General features: G+C 66.3%; 15 protein-coding genes. 8 read left to right on the top strand and 7 right to left on the bottom strand.

Annotated features, from left to right (window positions below; translation table 11 throughout):
- The gene (locus tag C8J46_RS16485) at positions 1-1,725 is read right to left on the bottom strand and encodes a glycosyltransferase (RefSeq protein WP_165886598.1); all 1,725 of its coding nucleotides are present in this window, start codon (positions 1,723-1,725) and stop codon (positions 1-3) included.
- A gap of 270 nt (positions 1,726-1,995) precedes the next feature.
- On the opposite strand from C8J46_RS16485, the gene C8J46_RS16480 reads away from it, so the two are divergent.
- The 4 genes from C8J46_RS16480 to C8J46_RS16465 all read left to right on the top strand — a co-directional run bounded on the left by C8J46_RS16480 (position 1,996) and on the right by C8J46_RS16465 (position 6,890).
- Entirely contained in the window at positions 1,996-2,466 is a 471-nt protein-coding gene (locus tag C8J46_RS16480) for a MarR family transcriptional regulator (protein WP_132741496.1), read from the top strand.
- Positions 2,463-3,884: an efflux transporter outer membrane subunit gene (locus C8J46_RS16475; protein WP_132741494.1), complete on the top strand. Its 1,422-nt coding sequence runs from the start codon at positions 2,463-2,465 to the stop codon at positions 3,882-3,884. The genes C8J46_RS16480 and C8J46_RS16475 overlap by 4 nt, the downstream gene beginning before the upstream one ends.
- Complete coding sequence (locus C8J46_RS16470) at positions 3,881-5,050, top strand: efflux RND transporter periplasmic adaptor subunit (protein ID WP_132741492.1); 1,170 nt, start codon at positions 3,881-3,883, stop codon at positions 5,048-5,050. Before C8J46_RS16475 ends, C8J46_RS16470 begins: the two co-directional genes overlap by 4 nt.
- Before the next feature lie 295 nt (positions 5,051-5,345).
- Complete coding sequence (locus C8J46_RS16465) at positions 5,346-6,890, top strand: DHA2 family efflux MFS transporter permease subunit (protein WP_132741490.1); 1,545 nt, start codon at positions 5,346-5,348, stop codon at positions 6,888-6,890.
- 15 nt (positions 6,891-6,905) lie between these two features.
- On the opposite strand, the gene C8J46_RS16460 is transcribed toward C8J46_RS16465, so the two are convergent.
- Positions 6,906-8,261 (bottom strand): cytochrome P450, encoded by a 1,356-nt coding sequence (locus C8J46_RS16460; protein ID WP_132741488.1) that lies wholly within the window; start codon positions 8,259-8,261, stop codon positions 6,906-6,908.
- On the bottom strand, positions 8,258-9,382 hold the full coding sequence (locus C8J46_RS16455) for a histidine phosphatase family protein (protein WP_132741486.1): 1,125 nt from the start codon (positions 9,380-9,382) through the stop codon (positions 8,258-8,260). Before C8J46_RS16455 ends, C8J46_RS16460 begins: the two co-directional genes overlap by 4 nt.
- Positions 9,383-9,402: 20 nt before the next feature.
- Here C8J46_RS16455 and C8J46_RS16450 point away from each other — a divergent pair, with 20 nt between their 5' ends.
- Both C8J46_RS16450 and kdsA read left to right on the top strand, forming a co-directional pair.
- Positions 9,403-9,708: a hypothetical protein gene (locus C8J46_RS16450; protein ID WP_132741484.1), complete on the top strand. Its 306-nt coding sequence runs from the start codon at positions 9,403-9,405 to the stop codon at positions 9,706-9,708.
- Entirely contained in the window at positions 9,705-10,544 is an 840-nt protein-coding gene (gene kdsA / locus C8J46_RS16445; RefSeq protein WP_132741482.1) for a 3-deoxy-8-phosphooctulonate synthase, read from the top strand. Before C8J46_RS16450 ends, kdsA begins: the two co-directional genes overlap by 4 nt.
- 126 nt (positions 10,545-10,670) lie before the next feature.
- Here kdsA and C8J46_RS16440 read toward each other — a convergent pair whose 3' ends face one another.
- The 3 genes from C8J46_RS16440 to C8J46_RS16430 are packed head-to-tail and all read right to left on the bottom strand — an operon-like array spanning position 10,671 to position 12,894.
- A complete protein-coding gene (locus C8J46_RS16440; protein ID WP_132741480.1) occupies positions 10,671-11,246 on the bottom strand; it encodes a histidine phosphatase family protein in 576 nt (191 codons plus the stop codon).
- Positions 11,243-12,058 carry a 3-deoxy-manno-octulosonate cytidylyltransferase gene (gene kdsB / locus C8J46_RS16435; protein WP_132741478.1) on the bottom strand — a complete coding sequence of 272 codons (816 nt, stop codon included), beginning with the start codon at positions 12,056-12,058 and terminating at the stop codon, positions 11,243-11,245. The genes C8J46_RS16440 and kdsB overlap by 4 nt, the downstream gene beginning before the upstream one ends.
- Positions 12,059-12,066: 8 nt before the next feature.
- The gene (locus C8J46_RS16430) at positions 12,067-12,894 is read right to left on the bottom strand and encodes a KpsF/GutQ family sugar-phosphate isomerase (RefSeq protein WP_243643455.1); all 828 of its coding nucleotides are present in this window, start codon (positions 12,892-12,894) and stop codon (positions 12,067-12,069) included.
- 505 nt (positions 12,895-13,399) lie between these two features.
- On the opposite strand from C8J46_RS16430, the gene C8J46_RS16425 reads away from it, so the two are divergent.
- On the top strand, positions 13,400-13,675 hold the full coding sequence (locus tag C8J46_RS16425) for a hypothetical protein (protein ID WP_132741474.1): 276 nt from the start codon (positions 13,400-13,402) through the stop codon (positions 13,673-13,675).
- A 57-nt stretch (positions 13,676-13,732) separates the two neighbouring features.
- Here C8J46_RS16425 and C8J46_RS16420 read toward each other — a convergent pair whose 3' ends face one another.
- Entirely contained in the window at positions 13,733-14,824 is a 1,092-nt protein-coding gene (locus C8J46_RS16420) for a lactonase family protein (protein WP_132741472.1), read from the bottom strand.
- A 280-nt stretch (positions 14,825-15,104) separates the two neighbouring features.
- Between C8J46_RS16420 and acnA the strand changes: the two genes are divergently transcribed.
- Positions 15,105-17,789 (top strand): aconitate hydratase AcnA, encoded by a 2,685-nt coding sequence (acnA, locus tag C8J46_RS16415; protein WP_132741470.1) that lies wholly within the window; start codon positions 15,105-15,107, stop codon positions 17,787-17,789.
- Positions 17,790-17,862: the final 73 nt, after the last annotated feature.

Genomic DNA, 17,862 nt, shown 5'->3' with positions numbered 1-17,862 from the left:
TCACGCCGCCAGTTCCTGCTGCCAGCGCGTGTTGAAGCGGATGCAGTTGAGATAGGTGATCGCGCTGCGCAATGCCTCGCCGCCGCTGAGGACGAGCGATTGACGTTCGAGATGCCGCATCCCGCCGCTCCGGACCAGACCGATCGGGCGACCGCCTGCGACCGAGCGCATGCACAGATCGGCATCCTCGAAATCGCCGCGGACATAGCCCGGATCGAACCCGCCCAGCGTCTCGTACCAGTCGCGTGCGATCATCATCATCGCCCCGGTGACCGCTGGCACCGCGATCGTCATGGGCTCATCCGGATCGACCGGTACGGGAGGCAGTCCCTTGCCCGGATGCTCGGCGGCGAACAGGTCGTGGACATGGCGGCCCCTGCGCAGGACCATACCGTCATGTTGCAGCGTATCGTCCTCGTACAGCAGCCGAAATCCGACGATCCCGAACCGACCCTGATCCAGATCGGCGGCCGCCACCGTCAGCGCTTGCCCGTCCTCGATCCACACATCGGAGTTCTGGAACAGCAGTAGCGGCGCGCGTGAAACGCTAACCCCGATCGCGTTCGCGACCGAAAATCCGTAATTGCCGCCGTTGATCACCAGGGTCGTGGGCCGGTCGATCAGGCTGCGTCGATCCTGCAAATAGTTGCGGACGAACAGGTGCTGGCGCGGATCGTCGCTGACGTAGATGAACTCGGTGCCTGCGGGATACGCGGACTGGTTGGCGAGGATCGCGCGCAGCAGGAACGGCCGAGCGTATAGCGGGATGATGACCGACAGCCGTGGCGGCTCCGACACTTCGTACAGCCGTATCACCTCGTGCGTGACGGCATGGGCAGACCGCGCGGTCAGCAACGGTCCGGCATGGCGCAGCATCGTCGCCGGTGCGGGCAGCGCGGTGCCACCGAAATAGGTCGCAAAATTGTTCAGCGCGTTCTCCACGCTGTCCACCCGATCGTCGCGCAGCGCGAGCGCGCCGAGCGGCGTTGCCGTGCCGCCGCGATCGGCCAGCACGAACAGCCGCCGCGTCGCACGATCGACCAAGGGCATCGTCGTCAGGAACCCGTGGTGTGTCGTCTCGACCACGCTCCCGCGGCGTTGCATTGCCTCGGCGACATCGGGCCTGTCGAAAATTGCCAGGTCGGCCGAGACCCGCACGGCATCGAGCGTATCGGTCAGGATCACGACCTGTCGGGCTCCCGCATTCTCGATCCAGCCACTGAGGATCAATCCGTTGCCGACCGGTGCCCAGCTATCCAGGAAGACCTGCGCGGTTTCGACCGCGGCACCGCCATTCACCCCCCATCGCACCGCGCGCGCGATCTCAGGCGCAAACAACCCATGGTCGACGATCAGTTCGATCGGCCAGCGCTGGTCGGCCGCCACACCGTCCGGCCCCACCACCAGCTTGGCCACGGCGAACGGCTGGCTATGGACCGTGTTGCCGGCGGCGCCGAGCACCGTCAGCGTAAGGCGCGACTCGAACAGGTCCAGCCCGGCAAACGGCTCGATCGCGACGCCGATCACATAGCCGACGTCGATCGATTGACGGCCGTACATCGCGGCGACGTCGGCACGGTCGAACCTTACGCAGCATTCGACCGCCGCCTCGCCGACGCGACCGTCAGCCGTCTCCAGGCGGATCGCGACCGGATCGCCATCCGCCACCGTCCATCCGGCAAGAACGAGTTTGCCGGCAACCACCACGCCGGAATCGATGAACATACTCTCCACGGTCATAGGACGGATTGCCTCTTCGTGGTGCGGGTGATGAGCGGGTCGGGCTCGCGATCGACGGCTGGTCACCCTGCGGCGCCCACCGATACCGAGGCCTTACTCTCCCCGCGTGCCCGATCAGGCCGGTGAGACGGTTGCCGGAACGGGCAGCAACGTTGCCGTACCATAGCCGGGGCGGAAGGACGTGCAAGGGTGTGATCCTTACCGTATTGGGCAACGTGGATTGACTGCATCGGCAATGGTTGCCAAGGCAACTACATGGATTTTTATACGACAGAGGGGTTCGGTCCCGATTGCTCGCTGGGCTTCCTCGCGCGGCGTATCAATCAAGGAGTGCAGGGTGCGCTCGAGCCGCTGTTCGCTGGCGCGGGACCGAGCGTGACGCAATGGTCGGCAATGGTGTCGATCTGGTTCGGTCGCGCGAACACTTGCGCGGATCTGGCGCGCGATCTGGCCCACGATCGGGGTGCGACGACCCGGCTGGTCGATACGCTGGAGCAGCAGGGTTGGGTCACCCGCACACGAGCGACCGACGATCGTCGCGTCGTGAATTTGATGCTGACCCCGGAAGGGACGGCCGTGACGCTGGACTGTCGCGATCGGGCGGTAGCCTATTGGAACCGCGTGTTGGTGGACTGGGATCGCAGCGAGGTCGAAACGATGATTGGGCTGATGCAGAAACTGCGCGGGACGCTCGAGTCCGCGGCGATCGAGGACCGTGAAGCATGACCCGAACGAGGCTGTTGCTGGCCACCACGCTGGCGGGATCGCTGGCGGGATGTGCGATCCCGGAGTCGCAAACCGCGGTTACGCCGCTTGCCGGGCCGTCGCTTGGGCTGTCGGACGCAGCCGCGAACACCGCCACACCGGTCATCGCCGCCGATTGGTGGCGCGGGTTCGGCGACCGCCAACTCGACCGGCTGGTGACCGATGCGGTAGCGGGCAATCCGTCGCTCGATGCCGCTCTCGCACGGGTCGCGCAGGCGCAGGCGGTCTTGTCGACGAACCGCGCGGAGAACGGACCGAACGTGACGCTCGACGCGCAGGAACAATATGCGCGGCTGAGTGGGCGCTACACGATCCCGCCGCCCTATGCGGGGTCGACGCGGTTCGTCGGGACCGTCGCGGCGAACCTGTCGTGGAACCTCGATCTGTTCGGGCGGCAAAAGGCAGCGATCGTTGGCGCACGTGCGTCGGTCAGGGCGGCGGCGCTTGACGTCGCGGCGGCGCGGTTGGCGCTATCGGGGGCGGTGGTGCAGACCTATATCGACCTCGAACGCGCCGAGGCGCAGGCCGGGATCGCGACGCGGACGATCGCGACGCGCGAGAACACGCTGCGGCTGGTCAACGTGCGGATTCGCAACCAGCTCGGCAGCAAGCTGGATGCGCAGGCGGCGACGACGTTGCTGGCGCAGGCGCGACAGGCCCTGGTGCGCGCGCAGGCGGCGCAGGTGCTGGCGAAGAACGCGCTGGCGGCACTCGCCGGGCGCGGGGTGGACTATCCGGCGACGATTGGTGCGACCGCATTGAAGCTCGATGCGGTATTGCCGTTGCCTGCGTCGGTACCCGCCGATCTGCTCGCACGGCGGGCCGATATCGCGGCGGCGCAGGCGCGGATCGAGGCGGCGGCGGCGGGACGTCAGGTGGCACGGCGCGCCTTTTATCCGAACGTGAATCTGGCGGCGATGGCGGGGTTCCAGGCGATCGGGCTTGGCAATCTGGTGTCGCTCGATGCCGGGACGGTCGGCGTCGGGCCGGCGATCCACTTGCCGATCTTCGATAGCGGCCGGTTAAAGGCGGACTTGGCGGGGGCGACCGCGGCGCTTGATCTGGCGACTGCGGATTACAACGACCGCGTGATCGGTGCGGTGCGCGAGGCGGCGGATGCGGTCGCGCGGATCGGTGCGCTGGATGCCGACCGACAGCGGCAACGCGAGGTGGTGCGCGGCTATGCCGAGACCGGGCGGTTGAATGCGATCCGTGTGTCGAGCGGGCTCGATAGCCGGCTCGATCTGGTCGACAACGATGTGCGGTTGCTCGCCGCCGAACAGGCCGATGCCGATCTTGCCGCAAATTCCGCGCAACAGCGCGTCCAGCTGGTGCTGGCGCTGGGTGGTGGTTTCGATTTTCAGGGTGTGACACGATGACCGATACGCAGACTTCCCCCGCTGCCGAGCCTGTTGCGCCTGCGGGCAATCCGCAGGGCCGCAAGCGTGCGCTGACGATCCTCGGCGTGGTCGTGCTGATCGGCGCGATCGTATGGGCGGTGTTCCATTTCCTGCTCGCCGCGCCCGAGCAGGAGACCGACGACGCGTATGTCGCGGGCGACGTCGTCTCGGTCACCGCACGCGATCCGGGGCAGGTAACCGCGATCCACGCCGACAACACGCAGGTGGTGAAGGCAGGCCAGCCGCTGATCGATCTCGATGCGGCGACCGCGGATGTCGGTGTCGCCTCGGCCGAGGCGGAATTGGCGCGGGCGGTGCGATCCACCCGGTCGGATTTTTCGAAGGTGAACGAGACCGGGGCCGCGGTCGTGCAGGCGGAAGCCGAGCTGGCGCGGGCGCGGAACGACCTCGCGCGACGGCGTGGCGCGGCGGCCGAGGGCGCGATCTCGGGTGAGGAACTGAGCCATGCGGCGGATCAGGTGAAGGTGGCGAGCGCGACGCTGCAACTCGCGCGTAGCCAGCAGGCGCAGTCGCGTAGCGGCGTTGCCGGCACCACCGTGTCGAACAACCCGGCGGTGATGGCGGCGATCGCGGCCTATCGCCGCGCGGCGATCACGCGGAGCCACATGCACGTGGTCGCGCCGATCGACGGGGTAGTGGCGCAGCGGACCGTGCAGCTCGGGCAGCAGGTGTCGGCGGGGATGCCGTTGATGGCGGTGGTGCCGCTCGACCGGGTGTGGGTCGATGCGAACTTCCGCGAGACGCAGTTGCGCGACTTGCGCATCGGCCAGCCGGCGACGGTGACCGCGGATATGTACGGCGACGACCTGGTCTATCATGGCCACGTCGTCGGGCTGGGCGCGGGCAGCGGCAATGCGTTCGCGCTGCTGCCGCCGCAGAATGCCAGCGGCAACTGGATCAAGATCACCCAGCGCGTGCCGGTGCGGATCGCGCTCGACAAGGGGGAGCTGCGGCGGAACCCGTTGCGGGTCGGGCTGTCGGTGAATGCGATCGTCGCGACGGCGGACAAGTCGGGGACGATGGTCGGGCGGCCTGCCGTGGCGGCGTATAAGGGGCTGGCGACGGGCGCGGGAGATGCTGCGGTCGAGGCGAGGATCCGGCAGATCATTGCGGCGAACCGGTGATGCTTGGGCGGTGGCCATCACTTGGGATGGGTCCCTTCCTCATTGTTCTCCCGCGAAGGCGGGAGCCCAGTCTGGGTCCCCGCCTTCGCGGGGAAACAGTCTTGTTGCTGACCACCCGCATACATACCACACCACCCCGGCGGAGGCCGGGGCCCAGTTGGAGAGGTGGTCGTAACGGCACGCCGTCGATCATCAGCAACGTTCCCCAACTGGGCCCCGGCCTCCGCCGGGGTGGTGCCTCTGGTCAGGGTGGTGGCCGTGGCGGGGTGCTCTGCCCTCACCGGAACGTCGCATAATGGCCGCCCCCTCCACCACCGGCCCTGCCCCGCTCCTCGGCGGATCGCTCGCGCTCACCGCGTTCGCGCTCGCGCTCGGCACGTTCATGCAGGTGCTCGACACCACGATCGCCAACGTCTCGCTGCCGACGATCGCCGGCAACCTCGGCGTGTCGAGCGACAACTCGACCTGGATCGTGACCGCGTTTGCCGTCGCCAACGGCGTCGCAGTGCCGCTCACCGGCTGGCTGATGGGCCGGTTCGGCGTGGTGCGGACATTCTGCGTGTCCGTCGCGCTCTTCACGATCGCGTCGTTCCTGTGCGGGATCGCGTGGGACCTGCCCTCGCTGATCGGTTTCCGCGTTCTGCAAGGCGCCGTCTCCGGGCCGATGATCCCCGGCAGCCAGGCGCTGCTGATCGCGATCTTCCCCGCACACAAACGCGGCACCGCCCTCGCGATCTGGTCGATGACGACGCTGGTCGCACCGATCATGGGGCCGATTCTGGGGGGCTACATCTCCGACAATTATCACTGGAGCTGGATCTTCCTGATCAACGTGCCGTTCGGCGTGTTCACCGCGTTCATCTGCTGGAACAAGCTGGGGAAACGCGACACGCCGACGCGGAAACTGCCGATCGATCAGGTCGGGCTGATCCTGCTGGTGGTGTGGGTCGGTGCGCTCCAGATCGTGCTCGATCTCGGCAAGAACGACGACTGGTTCGCCGCTGACCGGATCGTGATCGCCACGATCGTCGCCGTGATCGGCTTCGTCGGCTGGCTGATCTGGGAGCTGACCGACGCCAATCCGGCGGTGAACCTGACGCTGTTCAAGAACCGCAATTTCGCGATCGGCACGACCGCGTTCTGCCTCGGCTATGCGGTGTTCTTCGCCAACACGCTGTTGCTGCCGCTCTGGTTGCAGACGCAGATGGGCTATACCGCGACCTGGGCCGGACTGGTTGCCGCCCCCAGCGGTGCGGTCGCGGTGATCCTGACGCCATTCGTCGCCAAGCTCGCGGGCAAGTTCGACGCGCGCATCCTCGCCAGCGTGGCGTTCGCGGCGTTCGGCTACTCCTATTACCTGCGTTCGGGCTACACGACCTATGCGAGCTTCTACGATCTGATGCTGCCGATGCTGGTGCAGGGGATCGCGATGAGCACGTTCTTCCTGTCGATGCTGACGATCTCGTTTGACCGCATCCCGGCCGAGCGGCTGCCATCGGCGACCGGCATCTCGAACTTCGTCCGGATCACCGCGGGCAGCTTCGCGGCGTCGCTGATCACCACCGCATGGGACCGCCGCGAGACGCTCCACCAGAGCCGCTTGTCGGAGGCGGTCGGCGCGGGTTCGCCGTATCAGCTGGCGCGCGAGGGGCTGGCGCGAATGGGGCTGACCGACGTGCAATCCGCCGCCGTCGTCACGCGCCAGCTCGTCGGGCAGGCGTATCTGCTCGCGTCGACCGACCTGTTCCGATTGTCGTCCTGGCTATGCCTCGCGCTGATCGTGCTGGTCTGGTTCACCCGCCGCCCCGATCCGCCCAAGGGCCCGATCGCGGCAGACTGAGCGGAAGGACGATCATTAGCGCAGCGTCAGCCTCAGCCGGACGCCGTTGCCCGCGCGCAGCGTCAGGCGGCAGATCGGTTCGGGATCGTCGCCGGGGATCGTCGCGAGATTGAACGTGCGGACGATCCCCGCCAGCGTCAGCAACGCCTCCTGTTGCGCGAACCCCGCGCCGATGCACACCCGCGGCCCCTTGCCGAACGGGAGATACGCATGGCGACACGCGTCGGCCTGTGCGGGATCGTCGAAGCGATCGGGGTCGAAGCCGTGCGGCTCGGGGAAATTGTCGCGGTTGCGCTGGACCAGCCACGGCGACACGACCAGCATCGCGCCAGGATCGAGATGCTTGTCGCGCATGTCGACCGGGCAGGTCACGCTGCGCACGAGGAAACTCAGCGGGGGATAGAGCCGCAGCGTCTCGCGGAAGACGTTGCGCGTCACGCTCAGGCCCTTGAGCGACTCGTAGGTGAGCGGCCCCTCCCCCGCCTCCGCGCGGATCGCATCCTGCAACGCCGGGTCGCGCGCGAGCAGGTACAGCGCCCAGGTGATCGCACTCGCCGCAGTCTCGTGCCCGGCGAGGAAGATCGTCGAAACCTGCTCCATCACCTCGTGCTCGGTGAACGCCGCGTCGGTCCGCGGATGGCGCGCATCGATCAGCGACTGGAGGATGTCCGCGCCGCGTTCGCCGCGCGCATGCGTTGCCGCGTAGCGCTCGGCGACGATCCCCGCGAATACCGCGTGGATTCGTGCGGCGGCGCGGCGCGCGCGACCCAGATAGCCGAGTCCCGGCAGGCGATAGAGCCGCAGCATCGAATGGCGCTGCGCCTGTTTCTGATACTCGTGGAACGTCTCGAAGATTTCGCGCGCGCCGGCGGCATCGAGTGGCTGCGAGAACATCGTGCGGAAGATCACGTCGGCGGCGATGTGCGTCGCCAGCGGATCGATCGCCACCGGCTTCGCCAGGTTGAGGCCGCGCATCGTTGCGAGCAGATCGTCGACCGCGGCGGCCATCATCGGGAACACGCCCTTCAGCGCGGTATGGCTGAACGCGGGGTTCACCATCGCGCGCTGATCGCGCCAGTCCTGCCCATTCGACGAGAACACCGAATTGCCGATCAGCGGATCGAGCAGGTCGTTAAGAAAGGCGTGCTTGGGAAATATTGCCGCATCGGTCTCGAGGATGCGGCGGATCAGCGGCAGCTCGTTGGCGATGTAGAACGACAGCGCGGGCAGATGCATCTCGCCCATCTTCATCGTGTAGCTCTTGTCGAACAGCACGTGGATCCACGAATTCCAGCCGCGCAGGAACCGCTTGAACAGCGAGGATCTGGTGGCGTGCGGCTGCGGATAGGGCGGCGTGAAACGGACGCTCATGCGATCGTCCGGAACGCCGCGACCGAGGCCTCGATGCCGCGCGCGGAAGCGGTGAGGCTGGGCAGATCGAGCGGGCTTACGCGGTCGCCGACGCGCAGATAGTCGAAATGAATCTCGTATTTGTTGCGCCAGCCCTTGTGATAGGTTTCGGGCTCGTAGAACCGGTGGAAGCGCGGACTGAGCAGCTCGATCCGCGGGCGCGGCGACGGGCCGACCAGCAGCAGCGGGTTCGCCCCGAAGAACGCCGCGCCATCGGGCGGCGAGCCGATGTCGATCCAGCGGAAATCCTGGCGCGACAGATACCGAAGCCGCGCGTGAAACCGCACCGCGTCGCGGCGGCAGGCGACCAGCGGGATGCAGTGGCCATAGGTGACGAGCACGAAATTCGCCGGCAGAATGCCGTCATAGCGCTCGAGCAGTCGCGCCATCAGCAGCATCGCCAGGATCGAGCCGTTGCTGTGGCTGACCAGCAGCACCTCGTCATGATCGCCGTGCAGGTCCTTCGCAATCTCGTCGGCGAACGCGTCGAGCCGCGCCTGAAGCGCTGGGCTGCCCTCGCCGTCGCCGAACTCGCCGTTGAACACGGCGAACCTCAGCAGCCACGGCGCGCGGATTGCGTCGAGCAGCGGGATCGCGCCCGCGCCGCCGATGACGAGGCCTAGGCCGAGCGCGAGCCACCACGGCAACCAGAGCAGCGCGATCAGGAACACCGGCAGCGCGAGCAGCAAGGGCAGCAGGATGCTGAGGATCGGCGGATAGAGCATCGTCACCAGCGGGCCGGTGGCGAGCTTCCTGACGGTGGCGAAATCGAACAGGCGGAAATACCCGGCATAGACACGGGCGGCGCGCAGGCCGAGCTGGACCGGATTGCGGATCCACGCCTGCTGGACGATGTCCTCCCACCGCAGGAAGCTATAGTCGGTGGTCGCGTCAGCGGTATCGTTGCGGATCGTCCAGTCGCTGCGGATCGGCGAGGCGTTGCGGCGGCTAGACATGGTCACGGCCTCACCGGTCTTGTCGGCATAGCGACCAAGCTGTTCCTTGGCGAGATTGTAATAAAAACGCACGCCGCGGGGATCGAAGCCGCCGACGTAAAAGACTTTGCGCTTGAATATCGTCACGATCGCCGCCTACTTCCCGCATGCTGACTGACGAAAAACCGCCTGAACGCAACTATTGCCACCTCTTGGATCACCGCAAATATAATCGCAATCGCGGCTGTCAATTACACGATAACGCCTACGGTATTGCCGGTGGCGGCTGTGAATCCGATCGATACGCGGCAGATACTGACTTTTATCGCCGAATGCGCGATCAAAACGATCCGATGGCGATCCCTGCACTGCTGGCATGTCGCGGTTTCGGTTGGTTTTTCTTCAATTATCACCCGGGGTACTGGCTTTGGCGAGGTCAGATGGTGCGGCGTTTCGTCAAGGCGCAGTCATGACGCTTGCGCCGTCGCCTATCCGGCGCGTGACCGTCGGCGCGGTGACGTTCGCCTCCGACCTGCCGTTCGTCTTCGTCAGTGGGCCATGCCAGATCGAAACCCGCGACCATAGCCTGCGGCTGGCCGCCTATCTAGTCGCTGCGACACGCGCCGCCGGCGTACCGTTCGTGTTCAAGGCCTCCTACGACAAGGCAAACCGGACCTCCGGCACGGGCCAGCGCGGCATCGGCCTCGACGAAGGCCTGCGGATCCTCGCCGACGTTCGCGACTCGTTCGGCTGTCCGGTGCTCACCGACGTGCACGCGGTCGACCAGGTCGCCGCGGTCGCGGACGCGGTCGACATCGTGCAGATCCCCGCGTTTCTCAGTCGGCAGACCGACCTGCTGCTCGCCGCAGGGCGATCGGGACGCGTGGTCAACGTCAAGAAGGGCCAGTTCCTCGCACCCTGGGATATGACGGCGGTCGCGGCGAAGATCGCGTCGACGGGGAACGAGGGCATCATCCTGTGCGATCGCGGCGCGAGCTTCGGCTACAACACGCTCGTATCGGACATGCGCGCGCTGCCGATCATGGCGCGCACCGGCTATCCGGTGATGTTCGACGCGACGCATTCGGTGCAGGCGCCGGGCGGTCACGGCGACTCCTCGGGTGGCGACCGCGACTTCGCGCCGGTGCTGGCGCGTGCAGCGGTCGCGGCGGGGGTCGCCGCGGTGTTCGCCGAAGCGCATGACGATCCCGCCAACGCGCCTTCCGACGGGGCGATCATGTTGCCACTCGACTGGATCGCGCCGCTGTTGGCGAAGCTGGTCGCGATCGACGAGGTGGTGAAGGCGTAAGCGCCGCCCGTTTGCAGCGACTTCCCTCGACGTGCCAGAAACTGCGCGTCGGGGACAATGGCCGTTGCGGCACGGTTGGGACGGAACGGCGATTCCGGCAGCGATACCCCGGCTAAGTCCGGCGGGTCACGGACGCACGTCCCAACTCACCGCCAGGGGCGGCGCGTTCGCGCCCACGGCGATCATCCCGTAGGCGCCGGTGCGCAACCTCGTCACGCCGGGCAAGGCGAAGCGGGCATGTCCGCTGCTCGTGACCACCAGCAGCGTACCGGCAGCGGCGGCCAGTGCACCGCGCCAGGCACTCCGACGCGCATCGGCATCGACCTGCCACCCATCGGGTGCGACTGCATCCGTGTTCCAGGCATCGAGCGCGGGTTGCCCGACGCGCGCGAGCACGGCGGTTTCGCAGCGATCCTCGTCGGGCCCGTGGTCGATCTCCCGCAGCCATTCGGCAATCGTCACCGCGCGGTCCTGCCCTGCCGCCGCCAGCAGGATCTGGGCCGTCTGTCGGGTGCGACGCAACGGACCGCAGACGACGCGATCGAAGACGATGCCGCGCCGCGCAAAGTCATGACCCAGCGCGCGCGCCTGTTCACGGCCGGTGACGACCAGCGGCAGATCGGTGCGGCCGCCGATCCGGCGCGGCGCATCATCCGTCCCGAAGGTATTGCCGTGGCGGACGACGAACACGCGCGCGATCATGGATCGTCCAGCGGATCGCCATGCGCCGCGATCAACGCCTCGGCCCGGGCGATGTCCGCCTCCGTATCGATCCCCGAAATGTCGAACCGTGCCGGCGCGATCTCGACCGCATCGATCGTCAGGCCGAGCTCGAACAGGCGAAGCTGCTCGAGCCCCTCATGGCGCTCGAGTTCGGTCTGCGCAGACGCTTCGAACGCCTGCAACGCGGCCAGCCGGTATGCATAGAGCCCGACATGCCGCCATACCGGCGACAGCGTCATCGATAGCGCCCGCACGGTGGCTTCGTCGCGGATCGCCGGCAGGATCTGCTTCGAGAACCACAGCGCCCGCCCCGCGGTGGTGCGCACGCACGTGGTGCCACTAAACGGTGCGGTTCGCTTGTGCAGGCGCAGCGCGTCGAGCGCCGACCAGTCGAGCCGTACCACCGACGTCGCGATATCCGCGGTTCCGACCGACAGTGCCGCCGTCACGGCCGCGACCGCAGCAGGCGACTGGAACGGTGCGTCACCCTGGAGATTGACGACGATCCTCGGCGATAGGCCGCTCTGCGTCTTCGTCGCCATCGCCGCGGCTAGCGCACGCCCAGACCCCGACGTGATCGCCCGCCGCGTCATGATCGCCTCACATCCGATTGCGCGGGCATGCGCTGCAATTTCCGGCGTGTCCGTCGCAACGACCAGCGTGGCATCGTCGAGCTGTGCGATCGCGCGGCGACCGAGCCCGATCGTCCGATGCAGCAGGCTGAGCCCGGCGATCGTCCGCAACGGCTTCATCGGCAGCCGCGACGACCCACCGCGGGCGGGGATGACCACCAGGATGGTCAGGCGATGCCTGCGCGCAACGTATCGTGCATGTGGATGACACCGAGCAGATAGCCGGCATCGGCGACGAACATCATCGTCACGCTGTTCGCCTGCATCCGGCGAAGCGCCTCGGACGCAAGCTCGTTCGGGGCGATCTTGATCGGGTTGCTCGTCATCCACGCATCGACGCGCGCGGCCATGCTGCCGCCGCCGGTGATCGTTCGGCGCAGATCGCCATCGGTGAACGCGCCGACCAGCCGGTCCTCGGCATCGACGACTGCGGTGCCCCCGAACCGCGCCCGCGTCATCTCGGTGGTCGCATCGAGCAGGCTGGCATCGGGCCGGACCTTGGGAACGTCGCCGCCGGTCGACATCAGGTCGTGCACCTTGAGCAGTTGCGCGCCGAGCCGGCCATTGGGATGGAATTTGTAGAAATCGTCCGCCGAGAAACCGCGCAGGTCGACGAGCGCCATCGCCAGCGCATCCCCGAGCACGAGTTGCAGCGTCGACGAGGTGGTCGGCGTCAGCGCGATCGGGCAAGCCTCGCGCACCGCCGGGAGGTTGATCAGCACGTCCGCCGCGCGTCCCGCCGTACTGCGCGCGCGTGAGGTGATCGCGGCCATCGGGATACCGAATCGCTTGCAATAGGTGATGATCGGCGCGAGTTCGGCGCTCTCGCCCGAGAGCGTGATCATCAGCACCAGATCCTTGTCGGTAATCATGCCGAGATCGCCATGCCCCGCTTCGGCGGGGTGGAGGAACATCGCAGGCGTACCGGTCGAGGTGAGCGTCGCAGTGACCTTGCGCGCGATGATTCCGCTCTTGCCCATGCCAGTGACGATCACTCTCCCGCTAAGTCGATAGATCTGCTGCACAAGCTGTTCGAAAGCTTCGGAAAATGATCGGTCCGTGAAGCGATCAAACAGCGCTTCGAGCCCTTCCGACGTGATTGCGAGTGTCCGAAGTGCGGATGCCGCGGTTCGCGACATGCCCAATGTTCGTACTGCTACCGCCGATCTCGCCGTCATGATTATCACCCCCGTGTAATCTTTATCCCCTCAAGGCTTTGCCGATCACCGTATTCGATATCATCGAACCGGAATGCCCCCACGTCCTATACACCATTTTATTTGATGGTTGTTTTTATTGTCCGATCGAATTCAGTACCGGATATTATCCTGAATTGTTGGCCGACAACAATAGACGATGCGTACAATATCGATAGCGACGTGCCATTCCTGGATCGTTCGCGATTTTCATCCCGGCGGCGGCGAAATCGAAACGATACCGAAACTTTTCAAGCCTAATGATCTGGTTACCAAGTTCAAACGCCTGTGGGGGGCCAGACCTATGACGATCACGACACCCGTTTTGCGGGTCGCAGCCGCATGCCTTTTCCTGAGCACCGCACCGGCGATCGCCGGCGAGATACCGACCTGCGGCAACACCGTGAGCACGCCGCGGCTGGTCTGCGACGAAGGCGCCTGCATCCGCGTCCCCGTCAAGGATCTGTGCGATGCCGTGCGTGCCGCGTATCCCGGCAAGCGGCGGGCGCTCCGCCCGAGCCGGATCGAACTGAACCCGGTCCGCGATGAATTGACGCTGCTGATCGCAAGCGTGAGCTAGGCGATTAACGCTAAAGGCGGGCGGTAGTCGGACGCGCGGTAGTCTGGCAGGCGGCGGTCAGGCGGGTGTTCGGGACCGCCTATCGAACACGAACGCCGCACCGGGAACGACGATGCCAATCGCGGTCGGCGACAACGTGCCGTCTGGCTGGATATCGAGCAGCGTCACGCGGTGATCGCGTTCGTGGGCGACGATCATCTGGCGCTCATCCTCGAGCAACAGGAAGAATCGCGGCGAGGCCCCGCCGCTGGCGACATGCTGGAGCAGGACCGGGTCGCCCTCGTCATCGAGCGCGAAGACGGCGATGCTGTCGTCGCCCCGGTTCGACACGTAGAGCCGGTTGCCCGCGGCATTTGCCGCGATGTGCGCGACGATCGACCCTTGTGCCGCATCGGCCGGCAGGGTCGATACCGTCCTGCGCGGGCGGAACACCGCCCCCTCGATCTCCAAGACGATCAGGTGATTGGTCAGCTCGCATGCGAGATAGGCCAACCCCGGTCGGTTGGGGTGCAGCAGAAGATGGCGTGGCCCCGAGCCGGGTGGCGCATCCAGCGCGACGATCGGCTGACCGAGCGCACCGTCCTCGGCATCGAACGCGAACGCCAGCACCTGATCGGTGCCGAGATCGGTGGCGTAGAGCCAGCGATTATCCGGGCTGAACCCGACCCAATGCGCGTGAGGCGACTGCTGCCGATCGGGATTCGGTCCCGATCCGGTGTTTTGCCGCACGATCGGCACGCCGACCGGGAGACCGGTCTTCGGGTCGAGCCGTTGCACCGACAGGCTGCCACTCGCGTAATTGGCGACGGCGAACCAGCACTCACTGCGATCGAGCGCGATGTGGCACGGCGCTATACCGCCAGTCGGTATTCGTGCAAGGCAATCCCAGGACGCAGGGCCTTCGTCGTCGCGCCTGCGGAACACCCCGGCCGACCCGCCATGTTCGTCGACCAGATAATGAAGATCGAAACGCGCGGCATGGACGCCAAACGAACAATTCTGCGCGGGATTTGCAGACGCGGGCGTCGTCCATCCTGCGGCACCGCGATGCAACGGATACACCCCCTTCCCGCCGCCGCCGGCATAGGTCCCGATCCACAGCGATGCGGCATGCCTGTCGGTTTGCGGTTCGGGGTCATTGCGCGTCATCACCCGCGCCTTACGCTGTTCCATCGGCGAAGAAAGGCGGATCGTGTCGATCGACGATGCCCGTCCGATGGGTCGTCGCGGGGCGGGGGCGCGGTCATGCTTACCGCAATTGCAGTTATCCTCTCCCGCCGGCCACCCGCGCCCTTCCCCGATCCGCTCCCCCTTGCTAAGGCCCCTCGGGTAACAGCATTTTTCGCTCGGTCCCCGACGCGCCCGCGTGGCCTATATGGCTGCTTTCCCCTCGGCGCCCGGCGGCCCGACGCCCACGGGAAGGACCCCTATGACTGCCATTGGCCAGGATACCCTCAAGACCCGCACCAGCCTGTCGACCGGCGGCAAGTCGTACGACTATTACAGCCTCGCCAAGGCGTCGGAACAGCTCGGCGACATCAGCCGCCTGCCGTTCTCGATGAAGGTGCTGCTCGAGAACCTGCTGCGCTTCGAGGACGGCGTGACCGTCACGCGCGAGGATATCCAGGCGATCGTCGACTGGCAGAAGGAGCGTCGCAGCGACCGCGAGATCCAGTATCGCCCGGCGCGCGTGCTGATGCAGGATTTCACCGGCGTTCCCTGCGTGGTCGATCTCGCCGCGATGCGCGACGCGATGACCAAGCTCGGCGGCAACCCCGAGAAGATCAACCCGCAGGTCCCCGTCCACCTCGTCATCGATCACTCGGTAATGGTCGACGAGTTCGGCACGCCCCAGGCGTTCCACGACAACGTCGACCTCGAATATGAGCGCAACATTGAGCGCTACGAGTTCCTTAAGTGGGGTTCGAAGGCGCTCGACAATTTCCAGGTCGTCCCCCCCGGCACCGGCATCTGCCACCAGGTGAACCTCGAATATATCGGCCAGGCCGTCTGGTCGTCGGCATCGTCGGGTGACCATGGCGACGGCACGATGATCGCGTATCCTGACACGCTGGTCGGCACCGACAGCCACACGACCATGATCAACGGTCTCGGCGTACTCGGCTGGGGCGTCGGCGGGATCGAGGCCGAGGCCGCGATGCTTGGCCAGCCCGTGTCGATGCTGATCCCCGAGGTCGTCGGCTTCAAGCTGCTCGGCAAGCTCAACGAGGGCATCACCGCCACCGATCTCGTGCTCACCGTCACGCAGATGCTGCGTGCCAAGGGCGTGGTCGGCCGCTTCGTCGAGTTCTTCGGCCCCGGCCTGTCGTCGATGACGCTCGCCGATCGCGCGACGATCGCCAACATGGCACCCGAATACGGCGCGACCTGCGGCTTCTTCCCGATCGACGACAAGACGCTCGATTACATGCGCCTCACGGCACGGTCCGATGAGAATGTCGAGCTGGTCGAGGCGTATGCCAGGGCCAACGGCTTCTGGCGCGACGAGAACGCCGAGGACCCCGTGTTCACCGATACGCTCGAGCTCGACATGGGCACCGTCGTCGCCTCGCTCGCCGGCCCGAAGCGCCCGCAGGACCGCGTCAGCCTCAACAAGGTCGACGAGGTGTTCAACAGCGACCTCCACAAGCTGTACCACAAGGAGCAGCCCGCGCGCGTCGCAGTCGAAGGTCGCGAGCATGACATCGGCGACGGCGACGTCGTGATCGCCGCGATCACCAGCTGCACCAACACCTCGAACCCGTCGGTGCTGGTCGCCGCAGGGCTCGTGGCACGGAAGGCCAACGCTCTCGGCCTCAAGTCGAAGCCGTGGGTGAAGACCTCGCTCGCTCCTGGTTCGCAGGTCGTCACCGACTATCTCGACAAGGCCGGCCTGACCGCGGACCTGAACGCGCTCGGCTTCAACCTCGTCGGTTACGGCTGCACGACCTGCATCGGCAACTCGGGGCCGCTGGCACCCGCGATCTCGGCCGCGATCAACGAGAACGACCTCGTCGCCGCGTCGGTGCTCTCGGGCAACCGCAACTTCGAAGGCCGCGTGTCCCCCGACGTCCGCGCCAACTTCCTCGCCTCGCCGCCGCTGGTAGTCGCCTATGCGATCAAGGGCACCGTCACGACCGACATGATCGAGACGCCGCTGGGCCAGGGGTCTGACGGCCAGGACGTGTATCTGCGTGATATCTGGCCGACCAACGAGGAAGTCCGCACGACGATGGACGCCAACATCGACGCCGGCATGTTCGGCGCGCGCTACGGCGACGTCTATGCGGGCGACGCCAAGTGGCGCGAGATCGACGTCACGGGCTCGGACACCTACGCTTGGCGCGCAGGCTCGACCTATGTCGCCAACCCGCCCTACTTCGAGGGCCTCAGCATGACGCCGTCGCCGGTGCAGGACATCATCGACGCCAAGCCGCTCGCGATCCTCGGCGATTCGATCACCACCGATCACATCTCGCCGGCCGGTTCGATCAAGGCCGACAGCCCCGCTGGTCGCTTCCTGCAGGAGCATCAGGTCAGCAAGGCGGACTTCAACAGCTATGGCGCCCGTCGCGGCAACCATGACGTGATGATGCGCGGCACCTTCGCCAACATCCGCATCAAGAACGAGATGGTCCCAGGCATCGAGGGCGGCATGTCGAAGTACGACGGCGAAGTCATGGCGATCTACGATGCCGCGATGCGCTTCAAGCAGGACGGCACGCCGCTCGTGATCGTCGCCGGCAAGGAATACGGCACCGGCTCGTCGCGCGACTGGGCGGCGAAGGGCACGAACTTGTTGGGCGTCCGCGCCGTAATTACGGAGAGCTTCGAGCGCATCCACCGCTCGAACCTGGTCGGCATGGGCGTGCTGCCGTTGCAGTTCGCCGAGGGCACCGATCGCAAGACGCTCGGCCTCGATGGTTCGGAAACCTTCACGATCCTCGACGTCGCAAGTATCCGCCCGCGCCAGGACGTTACGGTCAAAATGACCCGCGCCGACGGGTCGAGCGAGACGTTCCAGACCAAGTGCCGGATCGATACCGTCAACGAGTTGGAGTATTTCCTCAACGGCGGCATCCTCCACTACGTCCTGCGCAAGCTGGCCGCGTAAGAGTTACGTCGTCCCGGAGCGATCCGGGACGACGGACGCGTTGCCGTCCAAACCGTTAGCTACCCAAAACGAC

Origin of the sequence: Sphingomonas sp. PP-F2F-A104-K0414 (assembly GCF_004340945.1) — a bacterium.
GTDB lineage: Bacteria > Pseudomonadota > Alphaproteobacteria > Sphingomonadales > Sphingomonadaceae > Sphingomonas.
This window is presented reverse-complemented; position numbering and strand designations above follow the sequence as displayed.

Coding starts and splice junctions, on each gene's coding strand:
- C8J46_RS16485 (WP_165886598.1), bottom strand. CDS start 1,725: ATGTTCATCGATTCCGGCGTGGTGGTTGCCGGCAAACTCGTTCTTGCC.
- C8J46_RS16480 (WP_132741496.1), top strand. CDS start 1,996: ATGGATTTTTATACGACAGAGGGGTTCGGTCCCGATTGCTCGCTGGGC.
- C8J46_RS16475 (WP_132741494.1), top strand. CDS start 2,463: ATGACCCGAACGAGGCTGTTGCTGGCCACCACGCTGGCGGGATCGCTG.
- C8J46_RS16470 (WP_132741492.1), top strand. CDS start 3,881: ATGACCGATACGCAGACTTCCCCCGCTGCCGAGCCTGTTGCGCCTGCG.
- C8J46_RS16465 (WP_132741490.1), top strand. CDS start 5,346: ATGGCCGCCCCCTCCACCACCGGCCCTGCCCCGCTCCTCGGCGGATCG.
- C8J46_RS16460 (WP_132741488.1), bottom strand. CDS start 8,261: ATGAGCGTCCGTTTCACGCCGCCCTATCCGCAGCCGCACGCCACCAGA.
- C8J46_RS16450 (WP_132741484.1), top strand. CDS start 9,403: ATGCTGACTGACGAAAAACCGCCTGAACGCAACTATTGCCACCTCTTG.
- kdsA (WP_132741482.1), top strand. CDS start 9,705: ATGACGCTTGCGCCGTCGCCTATCCGGCGCGTGACCGTCGGCGCGGTG.
- C8J46_RS16440 (WP_132741480.1), bottom strand. CDS start 11,246: ATGATCGCGCGCGTGTTCGTCGTCCGCCACGGCAATACCTTCGGGACG.
- C8J46_RS16425 (WP_132741474.1), top strand. CDS start 13,400: ATGACGATCACGACACCCGTTTTGCGGGTCGCAGCCGCATGCCTTTTC.
- C8J46_RS16420 (WP_132741472.1), bottom strand. CDS start 14,824: ATGACGCGCAATGACCCCGAACCGCAAACCGACAGGCATGCCGCATCG.
- acnA (WP_132741470.1), top strand. CDS start 15,105: ATGACTGCCATTGGCCAGGATACCCTCAAGACCCGCACCAGCCTGTCG.